Here is a 14,571-nt window from a genome sequence, read left to right as displayed (position 1 = left end):
TAGCCTCCTAACTTAATCTTCTTGATAGAATTCATTTACTTGATCAATGTTCTTTTCTTTTTTGTTTTTGATAAAAGTTCCATTATCAAGTTCCCGGGATGCAGCTTCCAGTTCTTCTTTAGTATTCATAACAATTGGTCCACCCCAGGCTACTGGTTCTTCTATCTTTTTGCCGGCTAGAAAAAGAAAACGAGCCGAGTTTTTATCTGTATTAACTCTAATTTTTTTACCTTTTTTATACAGTACTCCCTGAGGATAGTTCTTAAATTCCTCATTTTCTGGATCAAAGTTTGCCTGACCACGAATTAAAAATGCATAAGCATTAAATTCTGCAGGTAGTTCAAAAATAAATTCAGATTCAGAATTTAACTCAACATCAAAAAAAGTTGGTTTAGTATCAGTTCTCTGAATCTCACCACTTAAGCCAGCAAACTCTCCAGCAATAATATGTACTTTTTTATCCTGATCTTCATAAACCGGAATCATATCTGCTGTAATATCTCCATATTGAGGTTCGGTCATTTTATTATCTGCTGCAAGGTTTAACCAGACCTGTACTCCCAGCATCTCTGGAGAAGGCTGCGGTAATTCTTGATGCAGTATACCAGATCCAGCAGTCATCCACTGACACTGCCCATCTTTAATTACACCCTGATTTCCTATACTATCACAATGATTAATTTCTCCTTTTATTAAATAGGTAACAGTTTCAATACCGCGATGTGGATGCCAGGGAAAACCCTTTCTGTAATCCTCAGGATTTGTAGAATCAAAAAAATCCATCATCAAAAAAGGATCAAAATCAGGTATCTGATGATAACCAAAACATCGTCTTAATTTCACACCAGCACCATCCTGAGTTTCTCTACCTTCAAAATATTTCTTAACTTTTCTATACATTTAAAAACCTCCTGTAAACTAAAATTATATTATTCTTCACCCTGACGAAACTTTTCTACTTCTTCCGAAAGAATATTAAATTCCCGGTCAGCAATTTCCAGCATACCAGCCAGAGCATAAAAACGACGCTGTAGATGTTTGGGCAGTTCTCCTTTGAATTTATAATTGCGATCATGCTCAATTTCTGCCCAGGCATGTTGAAGTATACTCCTAATTTGAATTTCAAATTTAAGTCCTGCAAAACTTTCAAGTTCAGTTGTAGTAATTTTATCCCGGCTGAGTTCTGCAATATAATGAATAGATTTATAACCCATTTTATCTGCATCAAGCAGATCAGATTTATCTTCACTGCGGGCATAATCAATTTCAAATAATTCTTTGATAATATCACTGATTTGATGGATTTCCTTCTCAAAAAGAGTAATTATTCTAATTCCTGTTAAATCAGTAATTTCATTTATTGGATCACTATATTTATCTCGCTCTGCTTTTTCCCTAAAACTTTCAACAGACTTTACTCTACTTTCTATACTGTGAAAAACAATATCATTTTCATTTAAGGCTTCTCTTAAAATTACTTCAACTTCTGCCCTCAGATTTACATAATTGTGTCTCTGTTTTTGAAACTGTTTAACTGCCTGATTCACTTTTTTTCTATTGGCCATAATAATTTCCCCCAATTAACTGCAGTATAAAACAATCCTGTCAATTGATAATGAAACTTTTAGACTCTCACTTTTAACTTTTGATAAAGTTCTGCATTAACAGCATCATAATAGGGCTGTACAAATAAGATTCCTATTCCGAAAAAAAGGGCCCCTAAGAAAAACCAGCCTAAAAAAGAAAGATCAAGTATAAAAATATCCATTTTTTCTCCGTCAGTTATTTCTCGACTGAGACTTAAAGCTTCGTTATGATCTATCTCCGGATTTTCAGCTATAATATAAGGGACAAAGCGATATTGATACATTTTAATTATCCCGGGAATAATTAAAAGTAGAGTCCATAAGAAAATATAGATTCCCCTGATCAAGAGGGCAATAATAATATTTTTATAATATTTTTTATCAAAATATTTTAGCAGATATGAAATCTCAGAACTCCCCCTGCTTAATTCAATAAAATATTTTCTACCTCCTACTTCCAGAACATATCCTAAAAAAATACGTAAAGCAAATAAAATTAATACTCCCAGAACAGCAATTAGAGCGACCTCTAATGCAAATTCTCCTGCTCCCGAAGTTCCAGAAGTAGTACTACCAGATCCACCCCAATCAAGTTTATTGTGGCTGCCACCTGTTATAACAAGGATAAAACTAACTAAAAATGCCTGCCAGTAAAAACCTTTTAATTTCCCCTTTGCCTTTTCTTTGAGTTCACTTCTATTCCACACTTACATTTCACCTTCCTTTAGCATTATTATACCTCTTTTGGAAATACATTTCTAAACTAGTACTTTAATTATAGTTCAGTATTTAGACTAAAAATCCTTTTTATAAAATAGAATTTAGGCAGTCAATTAAAAATTTAAGCTTTAAACAAAATAGGTAAAATTCAACTTATAATAATTTTATATAAGCAGGAATTATAGTTTTTATGTTTAATTATATTATTACAGCCAATATTTAAATTAGAAAGGGGTTATAATTATGAAAAAAGTTTTGCTATTAGCTGTTGTTCTGATTCTTAGTTTAACTCTTAGTATTTCTGCACATCCACCCGGAGAAGTAGAAATGTCTTTCAACACTGAAAATAACATGCTGGAAGTCACTATCACTCATAATTCTAACAATATAAGTGATCATTATGTAAACAATGTTACAGTCCGTTTAAATGATGATCAAAATATTGAACACAGCTTTATTACCCAGACAGATCAGGATGTTCAATATTTACATTATATGATTCCGGGAGCTAAATCAGGAGATACTATTACTTTAACTGCTGAATGCAGTAAATTTGGCAGCAGAGAAAAGGAAATAACTGTTGAATAAATTATACAATAAATATAGTTCTAACTTTACTGGAGGAGGTCAAAATGAGCCAATGGATAATACCACTGGGCATTAGTGCCCTGACTTCACTGTTAATAACCTTTTTACTGGGGATTAGATTTTTTAGAAAGGTTTTTAATTTAAATCCCAGACTAAATTTGAAACTTCATAAAATATTTGCTTATATAACAGTTATTCTGGCGTCCACTCATGGATTATTGGTTTATATTCTCTATCTGTAATAATTTAAAAACAAAACCCGCTATTGCTCTTCAATTTATTTCTAAAAGTTGAGGAAATAAGCGGGTTTTTCATGTTTTTTTAAAATTTACTTAAATATTTCAGCAACTACTTCTTTAAATTCACCATACATTTTTAAACCTTCCAGTTCTTTTAAGCTTACGACCAGAGACTCATAGTACCACTGCTGTTTCTTTTTGGGAGCACTAAATCTCTGCCAGAAACCTGCTGATTCCTTTCCCAAATCTCTTAAAATACTGCGGGCATTGCTGAGTTTATCAGCACAGCAAATAGCCTTATTAATAAAAGCTGCCTCTTTTTGAAGATAATTAATTGTCTGTTTTTTTCTTAAGTCCCAGCTTCTTTCTTCTCTACCCGGTAATTTCTCAGAAGCTGATATAACAAGCTCAAGAATTTCCTGATTAAATTCTTCTTTCAAAGCAGATCTCGTTACTTCTGTATCTTCTAAGAGGTCATGAAGCAGTCCAGCAGCTATAATTTTATCTTCAAAAGCATTTTCCTTTAAAATCATTGCCACCTCAAAAGGGTGTACAATATAGGGAACATCTCCCCCTTTTCGATAGCCACCGCGATGGGCTTTAGCGGCATATTCCATTGCTCTTGCTACTAATTTATTAGCAAACATTAATCTCACCTCTTAATTAAAAATTTATCATTTCATTATTCTAAAATAATTTAACCCTATTTAGATTAAAATTCCTTTAAAGCAAATTGAACTGCTTTTTTTGCATGTAATTCAGTTGTATTGAAAAGTGGAAGACTGCTGTCTTGATCTTTAATTAATAACGGAATTTCAGTACAACCTAAAATAATTCCCTCTGCCCCTTTTTCTTTTAAAGATTCAATTATTTTTTTAAACTGCTCTCTTGACTCATCTTTTAATATTCCAGAAATAAGTTCCTGGTAAATAACCTGGTGAATATAATCTCTGGCTTCTGACTCAGGAATTATGACCTCTAGATCATACTTTTCTTCAATTCTATTTTTATAAAAATCGCCTTCCATAGTATATTTAGTCCCCAGCAGTCCAACTTTCTTATAAGCTTCAGCCTCGATTTTTTCTGCAGCTGCATCTGCAATATGCAGCAGGGGGATAGTAATATCTGCCTGTACTCTAGGTGCCATTTGATGCATAGTATTGGCGCCAATTAAAATCATCTCTGCTCCAGCAGCTTCTAATTTTTGCGCAATTGAAATCATTTTTTCACTTAGTTTACCCCATTCACCTGCAGACTGGTGTTTTTCTATTTCTGCAAAATCAACCGAATACATAATTATCTCTGCTGAATGAGGCTCACCCAGTCTTTTCTTAACTTCTCTATTCAATATTTTATAATAATCAACTGTAGATTCCCAGCTCATTCCACCAATTAAACCAATTTTTTTCATTTTTATTCCTCCCAATTGTGTTATTCCAGATTATTTAAGTTTAACATTTATTTGTTTCAGTGTAAATAATATGAGTTTCTTAAATTATATTTATAATAGAGACTATTTTCTGAAAACTAATGATATATTTAGTATTTGTTTAAAAATGGAAGATATTAAAACTTAATTTTCTTTAATCGACATTTTTCAACCTTGATATTTCTCAGTTTTAGGACTATACTATATATACAAGGTTCTGAGGAAGTCCTAAGATTAAATGTTTACAAGTAGTGTTTTGAAATTCTTATTCAATTAAGTTTATTTTAAATTTAGAAGAAGTCAAATGAGAGTTCAATTGATCAGATTGATGAGAGTTAATTTAAGATCAATTCCAAAGAAGTTACTATTAATGGTAAGTAAAAAGAAATTATTAAGGAATAAGCTTCTTTAATAATAATCTTTGAGCAAATCAAAGATAGTAATGGAGGACTAAATCTAAAATAAAAGGAAAGAATAAGAAAAGTAAAAAGACAAACTGTAAACAGGAGATCGACGAAGATTCGTCAGAACCTTGTATTTTTTTTGCCTTTTTACTTTTATTTTTACTTTCTACCCTTATTTTTATACATATTTTTATCAGCCTGATTATAAATTTCGGTTAACTTTATATTCTTCTCTTCTGCAGTTGCCCAGCCTAAAGAAATTTTAAAGGGCACAGGAAAGTCTCTGGCAGAATTATATCTGTCAAATTCTTTTTTTATACGATCACAGATTAGAGCTGCTTAAATCTGTATTATATTTGCCTCAAATTCAGCTGCTCGCTCCGGATCACAGGTAGTATAAATAATCTGATATTTCTTTTGATATTCTTTGATTAGTTCGACTGCATTTTTTCTCCGCTCTGGATCAAAATTTACCAGGCAGTCATCTAAAATTATAAAACCACCATGATTACTAAAAAGATTATCAAAAATAGCAAATCTTAAGGCAAGAGCAGCTGCATCATAAGTACCATAGGAGAGTAATTCAAATTTGCCAGGCAGTTCCTGTTTCTGTTTTGATTTTAGTCTAACCGAAAAATTGGCATCAATTTTACCTGCCTCATATTTACCTGCTGTTAACTGCTGCAGATTCCTGCTGAAAGAATTTATTAAAGGCTTAAATGAGTCCTGATCCATCTCCTCTAATTTTCTTTCAAAAACTTTTTTTATTTCAAGTAAGTTTTTAGCTTTACTTTTTAAACTTTCAAATTTATTTTGCAGGTCCTTAAGTTCAGACTCCATCTCTCTGGTAGAAGCTGTGGGTAATAAATTTTCTAATTCCTGATGCTGCTCTAATTTATCTCTCAGACTCTGATTTAACTCTTCTCTTTTTGCTCTTTTTGCCTTTAGATCATTAATAAATTCACTGGCACAGCTGTATTCAGCAGGTAAAGAGGCCAGTTCATCTAAATTTTCCTTTAACTCTTCTTTTCTCTCTTTTTTAGCTGCTAAAATAGATTCCAGTTCAGTCAGCGACTGATATTCTTCCTGCCATTCATTTATTCTATTTTCTCTAATTTTAATTTCTGTATTTAATTCAGAGATTTCAGTTTTTAAATCTTCAATTTCAGGATTTAAAGACTCAATCTCTCTTGCAGTTTCTATTTGTTCAAGTTTAGTTAATTCGCTTTCCAGGGCTTCTAACTTATCTGAAGCTAAAAGTTCGTTAATCCTGTTTTTTGTAACATCAATTTTACTTTTAATTTCGGTAATTTTATTTAACTTTTCTCTTGCCTGCTCCAGACTTTCAACCTGAATTTCTGTCTTTAATTTCTCAAACTTTTTCTGGTTTAAAATATATTCTTCCCTGAGGCTGTCAAAATCAATTTCTGCAGATTCAATTTCTATATCGATCTGATCAGTTTTGATTCTCAAATATCCATCCGCTTCGATAATCTCTCCTTCAGAAATTCTTTCTTCCCCTTCAACTCCAGTTAATACTCTAATTTGATCTGATGCAGAAAAGTTCAATTTAGCTTTTAATCTTGCTGCTTTAAGACTGGCTTTTGTCTCTGCTATTTTATTTTTGTATGTTTCCATTTTTTCGACCTGGTCCTGAGACACCCTGGCCTCAGATTTTAATTTCTGCAGTTCCTGCAATCTGTTTTCTGCTGCTTTAATCTGCTCAACCCTATCTTTTATTTCATTTTTTAACTGCAGCTTTTTGGCCCTTTTCTTTTCTGCTTCTAATTCTCTTAATTTGTTTTCTGCTTTACTTCTTTTTTCTGCCAGTTCTGCTATTTCAGCTTTAAACTGCGGCCATTTTTGAGCTGTTTTACTGATTTTTTTAATCTTATCCAGTATGTTTTCTGCTTCTATCTCAACTGCTGCCCGCTGATTGATTTCCGCTTCTATTTCCGAAAGCTCTTTAATTTTTTTAACTAAATCTGTTTCTTCTTTCTTTAATTTTTTGATTTCCAGACCCAGCTCTTCAAACCTTCTTTCGTTAATTTTACTTTCCTTAATTTTTCTTCTCAGTTTTTCTTTAGCAATATAACTGTCATAAATTTCTCCGGTTCCAACTTTATAAGGATTGTTAATATCCCGATCACTGTTACTTACAGCATCTGTTTCAAGATTCCATTTTTTTGTCAGTGCTTCCAGTTCATTATCTATTTTACTGCGAAATTGATCAATAGAAACACCATCCAATTCCATTACCGCTCTGCGCAGGAAGGAATTAATTGTATCAATCAATTCTGGATTTTCTTCTGCATTAATTCTTTTTAAAGTTGACTTAATATCCTGCTGACTGCTAAAAACTATATTCTGATAGGTGCTTTTACCATACGGGAAAATATCTTTTTTATATTCTGCAATTTTTGCTGGGTTTTCTATTCTGCGGCCATCAGCTAATTCTAAAAACCCCCTATAATTACTGTTGCTCCATTTTTTATAAAATTTATACTCTGAACTATCCACTTCAAATTCAACTTCTGCCTCAGCATAATCTCCATCTGGATAGGGCAGAAATCTCTCTTTAAATTCTTTTCCCTCAGTTGTATTTAATTTAATCTGAGGACCGATAAATAAGGAGGCATAAATAGCATTGATTACTGTACTTTTTCCAGCCTCATTATCACCCAGCAGTATATTTAAGCCATCATCAAATTGATAGCTTCTATCATTGATACCTGCAAAAATCTCAGCTGCAAAACTTTTTATTTTCACTGCTGTACCTCCTTTAGCATTTTATAGGCCAGCTGTTGTGCCTGACTATTATCTCCAAGCTCACTCAAAAGCTGATGAGGAAATGAATTTTCAACAAATTCTTCTGTAATTAAATCCTGATCTATTTTGATATTTAAAGCACTCTGATCAATTTTTGCATAAAAACAGTTGTCCCTCAATTTAGTCAGATATCTATCTTTAACTGCAAAGTCCTCCCGGGAAAGCTTTCCTTTAAGCTTTAAGCGCAGAATTTTATTTTCTGGCTCAGAATCCAGGATCTGATTAACTAGATTTTTTAGTTCAGCCTGAGAACTTATTTTCTTTTCTAAATCAGAAAAATGATAATTGCCGGTTCTAATCTGCTCCGCCTGAACCTGTTTTTTTTCATCTAATTCTATATACCAGGCATATCCAGGATGACTGCAGTCCATTCCATCTGGTTCTGGGGTTCCATTATTAAATATTTTTTGCATTTTTACATTTTTCATTTCAGGATAGGGTAGGTGAGAATGTCCCAGCAGCCAGAGATCCATATTTAAATCAAGTAATTCTTCTTTTGTCATTTTAAAATAATCATCATTTAAATCAGGAGAAAAGCCTGCCAGAGCCCCGTGAGCTAAGGCCAGATGATAATTTGAATCCGGCCGTTCATTTAAACTTTTAATCCACCCCAGCTTATTTTCGCTGGAGAGTTTGCTATCACAGGGGGCAGGATAAACAGCAGCTGAAATCCCAAAATCATTAAGATCATAAATCCTTTCCTGGTCTAAAATCAGCATTCTCCCTTTAATATCTTTTTTAAATTGATCCCAGAGAGCTGTAATACCATCACTGTAATCATGGTTTCCGGGTAAAATCAGAACTGCATCACCTGCAAATTTATCCAGAATATCTATAGTTTTTTTGATATTAACACTTTTGATATTGGCTTTATCAAAAAGGTCACCTGCAATAGCCAACAAATTAACATTTCTCTGATTTCCTTCTATAATTATATTTTCTAAAGCCTGATAGCGGGCCTCTTCCAGATCATTACTGATCTGGGGATATTGATTGAATTTCATTCCCAGGTGTACATCACCTGTATGCATAATTTTTAGGCTCATTCTGATCCTCCTCAATTATTTCTTATGTTTTAAATTATTCTTTAAAACCAGTATGCACATGACTGCAGTCACAGAATGGTTTATTATCTGACTCACCACATCTGCAGAGAGCTAAAGTATTTCTGGGCTCATATTTTTCTCCATCTGCTCCTTCAATTTCTATTTTGCCTTTGACAATGATAGCAGAACTAACATTTTTTTCAGGGTCCTGCAGAATTTCTACTGCTGGCTTAAAATCTTTTTCCAGTTTTAAACCTTCTTTAGAAACTGCAGTTAATCTTCCTGCCAGACATTCTTCGGCTGATTTAATTGCCAGTTTTCTTTCTTCCAGCTTGTCAGATCGCTCAATCAAATCCCAGGTCTTACCTTTTTCAGTATGACAAAAACGAAGAAAAGCACAGCGATGATCATCCATTAAATCAATTTTTCTGCCTGATAGGAGATCTGCTCTTGTATCATATTGCAATTTAGATGCAGTTTCTTCACCATCAAAATCTATCCGCTCATGATAGCCATCACAGAAAGGTGGTGTTTTAGTTTTTCCACAGCGGCAGAGCGAATAGGTGTCTTTTTGCGGTAGTTTACGACCCCCTCGATATTCATAATGTTTATCCACTGGAGTAATTATCTTTTCAGTTAATGGTACAAAACCAAAGACACAGTAGGGTCCATTTTTAATTATTTTTATTTTCATCTTATCTTTATCAATAATTGTAAACACCTCAAATCTAAAATTCAAAAATTTATTTCTTGATCAAATTTTTCACACTCTAGATTATTACAGCGAGCAGCTTTCACCTTATAAGCGGCAATTTTTTGCGAATAATCAAGATCATAATCCAGCCTCTGTCCACAGCTGTCACATTTTAACTTTTCTCTCATTTCATTTAGATAATTTAGATGTGAAGCCAGACTTTTTAGATAATCCGATAATGAGACAATTGAATCTTCAGAGAATAATTTAAGACTTTCAAAGTCTATTTCAATTGAATAATGATCAAATATTTCAAGCAGAGAATAATCTTTCATCTCTAGGTCAGGATTTAATTCTAATTCTGATCTTTTAGATTCAGGCTGAGGAATAATTGGGTCCAGTTCAATTTTTTGATTCTTTTCTAAGGCCTTTTTTGTTAACTCATCGATTAGTTGATAGTGAAATTTTTCAAATAAATTATTAATGCTCTCCTGACTTTCATCTGCTGCATCCTTAATAAAGTCAAGCAGTAAATTATTTAAAATATAATTATCTCTTGTCTGCAGATAAATTAAATAATTATTAAATTTTATTTCCCCTTTTTTAATCAACTCATTTACCTTTGTTCTAATATCTGCTGGAATATCAAACCAGAAATTAGCAGTTTTTTGATCAATATTCTCAATTTCTCCATCAGCAAACTGCAGTAGAGTTTTATAATAATCATTTTCAGGATAAGACTCAATAGGTTCTAACTCCCAGTATTTCAATATCAGTTCTGAAGTTAAGTCCTGATCTATATTATCATTTTCCCAGAAAGCTGCTGTAGAAAAAATATCATTTTTTAACATAATTATTATTTCCTGATCAATCTCTCTATCATTAGCTTTAAATAAAATTAAGGAATCAATAAATTCCTTTAAACTTGATAAATCATAGGCATAATCAAAATTAGAAATAAACATCTTTTTGCTCACTAACTTCCAGCTTTCTGCGCCTTCTAAAAAATCAATTTTTAATTTTTGACCTACCTGAGAACTAATAAGATGCTGCACATCAGGATCAGTATCTTCCCGCTGATAATCAACTTTTAAATCATGTTTTTCAGTATTTATTTTATTTTTAATGATCAGTATCTTTTTCTCTTCTTGATCTCTTTTTATGGTGCAGAGCATTGCTTTATTCATAAAATCCCCCTAATACTTATTTTCGTTACGTCAAATTTAATTGTTTTGAATCAAACATTTTTGATTTGATAACTGATAGTATTATAAAATATTAGTGTAAGTTTCTTTCCCGATTAGCTGCATCATAAGCAAATAACGCATAGCCAATTTCTGCGGGCGAAAACACTGATTCAGCTGCCATTTCTCTAACTATCCCCATTATTTTAAGGTAGTCTTCAGGTTTAAAACTTTCCTTTTCTTTTTCAAAATAGTCAAGATTATAAAGGGTGGCCCAGACTCTGGTATCAATCACACAGTGTTTTTCAGAATCCAGAGCAGTTAAAATAGCAGAAGCAGTTGGGGTTCCTATCCCCATTAAACTTGTATATAAGGCGAGTCGACAAAAATCATCGTTCAACTGGTAGGCTGCCTCAGTTACTTTTTCCACTCTGCTGGCCGGATTTTTTTTTACATGATAAGAACTGCGGGTAGAATTTAAATGTGCTAATTGATATAATTCTTTTTTAGTTAAATACCCTTTATCATGATATTTTTCGCCAATTTTCATTAATTCTTCTGGATAAAGTCCTGTAGTCTGATCGTATTCTTTTAAATACTTTTTAAAATCTATTACTTTAATTATTATCACCCTAAAAAATATTATTTATTCAGTTAATTTGTTTAAATTTTCATTTTTTCCAAACACTAAAAGCGTATCACCATCGTTAAATTTTGTATTTGCATCAGGATCATACTGTATTTCATCATTTCTAACTGCAATCACAGTTACCCCATACCTGGTTCTAAGTTTTAATTCTTTCAAGTTTTTACCTACCATAAAATCTGGAACAGGAATCTCAATTAAACTATGATCAGAAGTCATTAAACTGCTTTCTGCTGTAAAATTAACATACTCTAATATATCAGTACTTCCCGAAACAAAAAACTGGCTGATCATCTGGCCAATACCTCTTTCTGGAAAAACTATTTTATCAGCACCTAATTCTTCCAGTATTTTACCGTGTACATCACTGCTGGCCCTTGCAATAACCTCACTAACTCCCAATTCCTTCAATTGGATAGTACATAGTATATTAGCCAAAACTTCATCTCTCATTGTGACAATGCCAACATCAAAATGTCCAACCTCTAGTGACTTTAAAACATTTTTGTCAGAAGCATCTCCAGCAACAACCTTAGTGATATCTCCTTTAAGATTATCAACTTTTTTTTGTGAAATATCTATACCCATTACTTCAAAATCATGCTGAGCTAAATTACGTGCTATTGTAGCACCAAAATTACCCAATCCAATAATTATAAAACTTTTAATTTAAAATCACCCCTATCAAAACCCCAAACTTTAAATATATTATACCATAAATTGCCGCTCAGGAAAAAACACATTTCAGTATATAAATAATACTTAAAGCAAAAAACGCATTTTAAGTTTGTTTCTGCTGCGTTTTTTATTTGCTTATTCAAATTTTCTGGCTGCTGCTACAATTATAACCCCATAGATAATCCCTGCTAAAAATGAAATTAAATCAGTCATTCCTGTGGACAGATAAAAAGCAAGCGAGACAATAAAACCAAAAAAACCACCTCTAATTAAGCCATTAACTCCCGGTTTCATTTTAGTTAATCCAATCAAAATACCCATTATTAACCGGTTATACCAGAGAGCAAATAAATATAGTCCACTGCCACTATAACCCATTCTTATTCCTCCACCGATAATACAGATAATTCCAAGCAAAGCACCAGTAATTATTGAAACTTTTAGTTTTTTTGTCATAACAGGCTCCTTTCTTTTATTGACTTTTTGAATGTTATTTTGATAAACTTGAATAAATAGTTAAAATTATTTTCTAAGGAGATGATATTATGAGTTTAAAAGAAAAAACTATGAAATTAAAAAATTGGGCAGTTATTGGTGCTACAACTAAAGAAAACAGATTTGGCTATAAAATTCCTAAAAAACTAAAAGAAAATGACTATAATGTCTTCCCTATTAATCCTAAATTTGAAGAAGTCGCCGGTCTAAAATGTTATGATAATCTCAGTTCTATAGATAAACAGATTGATGTTGTCGATCTAGTAGTAAATCCAAAAATCGGAATTAAAGTTATGGAAGAAATTAATAAACTGGGAATCAAATACGTCTGGCTGCAGCCTGGAACCAGAAGTCAGGAAATTAGAGACTTTGCAGCCAAAAATGACATTGAATTAGTTGAAGACTGTATTTATGCCAGTTTATAAATTAGAACTGGCTGCTCCTCCATCAACAACAATAGAACTTCCATTGATATAATTAGACTTTGGTGATGATAAAAAAGCAATTAAATCACCAAGTTTTTCAGGTGTACCTATTCTTTCTAAGGGTACACTTTTACTTTTAGCTGCTAAACCCTGCTGATAGCTTTCAAAATCTCCATTTTCTACCTGTGAGTTGATTAAATCCTCAATTCTAGCTGTCTCATGAGCGCCAGGTAGAACGGCGTTAGCTCTAATTTCTGGAGCTAACTCCTTCGCTAGTGTTTTCATTAAACCAATAACAGTCATTCTAACAGAATTAGAAAGGACCAGATTATCAATTGCTTCCTTAACACTAATTGAAGTTATATTAACAATCGTCCCTCCTCCATCTGCTTTTAAATAAGAAAGAGATTCTTTAACTATTCTGACTACACTCATCACCAGCAAATCATAAGAGTCATACCAGTCACTTTCTGTGGTTTCCACAAATGATTTTGCAGGAGGTCCACCGGCGGAAGTTACTAAATGATCAAGTCTACCAAAATTATCAACTGCGGTTTTAACCAGGTTTTCAATATCTTCTTTTTTAGTTATATCACCCTGAGAGGAAATAACTCTTCCTCCTTCTAATTCGTTTAGTTCCTTTAAAGCTGTGTCCAATTTCTGCTGATCTCTGCCGTTAATAACCACATTAACATCCTCTTTAACGAGAGCAGCTGCAGCCGCTTTACCCAGCCCACTGCTGGAAGCAGTTACTATTGCCGAATTACCTTTGATATTTAAATTCATAATTTCATCCCTTCCGATTGAATTTTAATAATCTTAAACTGGAGAAGTAAAAGAACATGGTAAATCAACAGAACATTTACCACAGACATCCGTTAATTCTGATTCCAGATGCAGTTTATCATTTTCTAAAAGCAGATCATAACACAGATGACGATCAAATGAATTTTCCTGCAGAGCACCATTAACACAGCGGTCCACACATTTACTGCAGTTAAAACCGGCTTTATTAAAGCATCTTTCTTTCTCAGTTCGCTCTGATGCTTCTACTTTTAAGTTAGTAATTAAAGTTCCAATCCGACCGGCACATCCCTTTTCCGTGATCAGCATATTATTGATACCAAAAGTTCCCAGGCCAGCTATATAAGCAGCATGTCGGTGTGACCAGTCACTGAGCAGCCTTTCTTTATCAAAATTATTTGTTGCAGCAATCAGACTTGCTTGATACCCTTTTTCTGACAATTTATTTTTTAACTGCTGATTTAATTCTGCTATTAGCTGATTTGTTTCAACATATGCTTTTGCCCACTGAGGAGAGCTGTATTTATCTTCAATATTGGAATTAGATATTTTATTGGTAAAAGGAATAAAATAAGCTATAACTGTTTGAGCTCCAGGTAATATATCCTCAGGCATAAGGTGACTTTCTGAAACTGCGTCTTTTAATTCTTTAAACATTGGATCATCTGCAGCTGCATATTTAATTACTGGATCTTTCCACTCACTTTTGATTTCATCTTTTTTTTGATATTCAGCAATGTAATTATGAATCAAGTTTTCAATTTTTTTCTTCAAACTATCCCTCCCACTTCTTTTAATTGATTT

17 protein-coding genes are annotated in these 14,571 nt (G+C 32.8%); 3 read left to right on the top strand and 14 right to left on the bottom strand.

What is annotated here, in order from left to right; translation table 11 throughout:
- Positions 1 to 12: 12 nt before the first annotated feature.
- The 3 genes from DFR79_RS06965 to DFR79_RS06955 are packed head-to-tail and all read right to left on the bottom strand — an operon-like array spanning position 13 to position 2,293.
- The gene (locus DFR79_RS06965) at positions 13 to 900 is read right to left on the bottom strand and encodes a pirin family protein (RefSeq protein WP_133514780.1); all 888 of its coding nucleotides are present in this window, start codon (positions 898 to 900) and stop codon (positions 13 to 15) included.
- 29 nt (positions 901 to 929) lie between these two features.
- Positions 930 to 1,565 carry a GTP pyrophosphokinase gene (locus tag DFR79_RS06960; protein ID WP_133514779.1) on the bottom strand — a complete coding sequence of 212 codons (636 nt, stop codon included), beginning with the start codon at positions 1,563 to 1,565 and terminating at the stop codon, positions 930 to 932.
- Positions 1,566 to 1,624: 59 nt separating this feature from the next.
- Entirely contained in the window at positions 1,625 to 2,293 is a 669-nt protein-coding gene (locus DFR79_RS06955; protein ID WP_133514778.1) for a DUF975 family protein, read from the bottom strand.
- Between the two features lie 256 nt (positions 2,294 to 2,549).
- On the opposite strand from DFR79_RS06955, the gene DFR79_RS06950 reads away from it, so the two are divergent.
- Together DFR79_RS06950 and DFR79_RS06945 are read left to right on the top strand one after the other, a co-directional pair.
- Positions 2,550 to 2,894 carry a hypothetical protein gene (locus tag DFR79_RS06950; protein WP_133514777.1) on the top strand — a complete coding sequence of 115 codons (345 nt, stop codon included), beginning with the start codon at positions 2,550 to 2,552 and terminating at the stop codon, positions 2,892 to 2,894.
- A 44-nt stretch (positions 2,895 to 2,938) separates the two neighbouring features.
- On the top strand, positions 2,939 to 3,136 hold the full coding sequence (locus DFR79_RS06945) for a hypothetical protein (protein WP_133514776.1): 198 nt from the start codon (positions 2,939 to 2,941) through the stop codon (positions 3,134 to 3,136).
- Positions 3,137 to 3,222: 86 nt separating this feature from the next.
- Here DFR79_RS06945 and DFR79_RS06940 read toward each other — a convergent pair whose 3' ends face one another.
- The 9 genes from DFR79_RS06940 to DFR79_RS06895 form a co-directional block, all read right to left on the bottom strand.
- Positions 3,223 to 3,780, bottom strand: a complete 558-nt coding sequence (locus DFR79_RS06940; protein ID WP_133514775.1) for an HD domain-containing protein — start codon at positions 3,778 to 3,780, stop codon at positions 3,223 to 3,225.
- A gap of 65 nt (positions 3,781 to 3,845) precedes the next feature.
- Positions 3,846 to 4,544, bottom strand: coding sequence for an aspartate/glutamate racemase family protein (locus DFR79_RS06935; RefSeq protein WP_133514774.1), 699 nt, complete (start codon positions 4,542 to 4,544; stop codon positions 3,846 to 3,848).
- A 761-nt stretch (positions 4,545 to 5,305) separates the two neighbouring features.
- Positions 5,306 to 7,735 carry an AAA family ATPase gene (locus tag DFR79_RS06925; RefSeq protein WP_133514773.1) on the bottom strand — a complete coding sequence of 810 codons (2,430 nt, stop codon included), beginning with the start codon at positions 7,733 to 7,735 and terminating at the stop codon, positions 5,306 to 5,308.
- Complete coding sequence (locus tag DFR79_RS06920; RefSeq protein WP_133514772.1) at positions 7,732 to 8,841, bottom strand: metallophosphoesterase family protein; 1,110 nt, start codon at positions 8,839 to 8,841, stop codon at positions 7,732 to 7,734. The genes DFR79_RS06925 and DFR79_RS06920 overlap by 4 nt, the downstream gene beginning before the upstream one ends.
- A 34-nt stretch (positions 8,842 to 8,875) precedes the next feature.
- Entirely contained in the window at positions 8,876 to 9,550 is a 675-nt protein-coding gene (locus DFR79_RS06915; RefSeq protein ID WP_133514815.1) for a CDGSH iron-sulfur domain-containing protein, read from the bottom strand.
- Between the two features lie 26 nt (positions 9,551 to 9,576).
- A complete protein-coding gene (locus DFR79_RS06910) occupies positions 9,577 to 10,722 on the bottom strand; it encodes a hypothetical protein (protein ID WP_133514771.1) in 1,146 nt (381 codons plus the stop codon).
- A 91-nt stretch (positions 10,723 to 10,813) separates the two neighbouring features.
- Positions 10,814 to 11,350 (bottom strand): hypothetical protein, encoded by a 537-nt coding sequence (locus DFR79_RS06905; protein ID WP_243727730.1) that lies wholly within the window; start codon positions 11,348 to 11,350, stop codon positions 10,814 to 10,816.
- Between the two features lie 15 nt (positions 11,351 to 11,365).
- Positions 11,366 to 12,016: a potassium channel family protein gene (locus tag DFR79_RS06900; RefSeq protein WP_279512872.1), complete on the bottom strand. Its 651-nt coding sequence runs from the start codon at positions 12,014 to 12,016 to the stop codon at positions 11,366 to 11,368.
- Between the two features lie 162 nt (positions 12,017 to 12,178).
- Positions 12,179 to 12,499 (bottom strand): hypothetical protein, encoded by a 321-nt coding sequence (locus DFR79_RS06895; RefSeq protein ID WP_133514769.1) that lies wholly within the window; start codon positions 12,497 to 12,499, stop codon positions 12,179 to 12,181.
- A gap of 89 nt (positions 12,500 to 12,588) precedes the next feature.
- Between DFR79_RS06895 and DFR79_RS06890 the strand changes: the two genes are divergently transcribed.
- A complete protein-coding gene (locus DFR79_RS06890) occupies positions 12,589 to 12,963 on the top strand; it encodes a CoA-binding protein (protein WP_133514768.1) in 375 nt (124 codons plus the stop codon).
- Here the strand turns inward: DFR79_RS06890 and DFR79_RS06885 are convergent.
- Positions 12,958 to 13,749, bottom strand: coding sequence for an SDR family oxidoreductase (locus DFR79_RS06885; protein WP_133514767.1), 792 nt, complete (start codon positions 13,747 to 13,749; stop codon positions 12,958 to 12,960). The genes DFR79_RS06890 and DFR79_RS06885 overlap by 6 nt on opposite strands.
- 33 nt (positions 13,750 to 13,782) lie before the next feature.
- Positions 13,783 to 14,541 carry an epoxyqueuosine reductase gene (locus tag DFR79_RS06880; RefSeq protein ID WP_133514766.1) on the bottom strand — a complete coding sequence of 253 codons (759 nt, stop codon included), beginning with the start codon at positions 14,539 to 14,541 and terminating at the stop codon, positions 13,783 to 13,785.
- Positions 14,542 to 14,571 lie beyond the last annotated feature (30 nt).

This window comes from Halanaerobium saccharolyticum, from assembly GCF_004362045.1.
Classification (GTDB): domain Bacteria; phylum Bacillota; class Halanaerobiia; order Halanaerobiales; family Halanaerobiaceae; genus Halanaerobium; species Halanaerobium saccharolyticum_C.
The sequence above is the reverse complement of the archived record's forward strand: the minus strand, read 5'-3'. Positions and strand labels throughout refer to the sequence as shown.

Bases quoted from the DNA above. Each gene is read 5' to 3' on its own strand.
- DFR79_RS06885 (WP_133514767.1), bottom strand. From the start codon at position 13,749: ATGAATTTAAATATCAAAGGTAATTCGGCAATAGTAACTGCTTCCAGC.
- DFR79_RS06960 (WP_133514779.1), bottom strand. From the start codon at position 1,565: ATGGCCAATAGAAAAAAAGTGAATCAGGCAGTTAAACAGTTTCAAAAA.
- DFR79_RS06910 (WP_133514771.1), bottom strand. From the start codon at position 10,722: ATGAATAAAGCAATGCTCTGCACCATAAAAAGAGATCAAGAAGAGAAA.
- DFR79_RS06920 (WP_133514772.1), bottom strand. From the start codon at position 8,841: ATGAGCCTAAAAATTATGCATACAGGTGATGTACACCTGGGAATGAAA.
- DFR79_RS06965 (WP_133514780.1), bottom strand. From the start codon at position 900: ATGTATAGAAAAGTTAAGAAATATTTTGAAGGTAGAGAAACTCAGGAT.
- DFR79_RS06945 (WP_133514776.1), top strand. From the start codon at position 2,939: ATGAGCCAATGGATAATACCACTGGGCATTAGTGCCCTGACTTCACTG.
- DFR79_RS06935 (WP_133514774.1), bottom strand. From the start codon at position 4,544: ATGAAAAAAATTGGTTTAATTGGTGGAATGAGCTGGGAATCTACAGTT.
- DFR79_RS06895 (WP_133514769.1), bottom strand. From the start codon at position 12,499: ATGACAAAAAAACTAAAAGTTTCAATAATTACTGGTGCTTTGCTTGGA.
- DFR79_RS06890 (WP_133514768.1), top strand. From the start codon at position 12,589: ATGAGTTTAAAAGAAAAAACTATGAAATTAAAAAATTGGGCAGTTATT.
- DFR79_RS06940 (WP_133514775.1), bottom strand. From the start codon at position 3,780: ATGTTTGCTAATAAATTAGTAGCAAGAGCAATGGAATATGCCGCTAAA.
- DFR79_RS06950 (WP_133514777.1), top strand. From the start codon at position 2,550: ATGAAAAAAGTTTTGCTATTAGCTGTTGTTCTGATTCTTAGTTTAACT.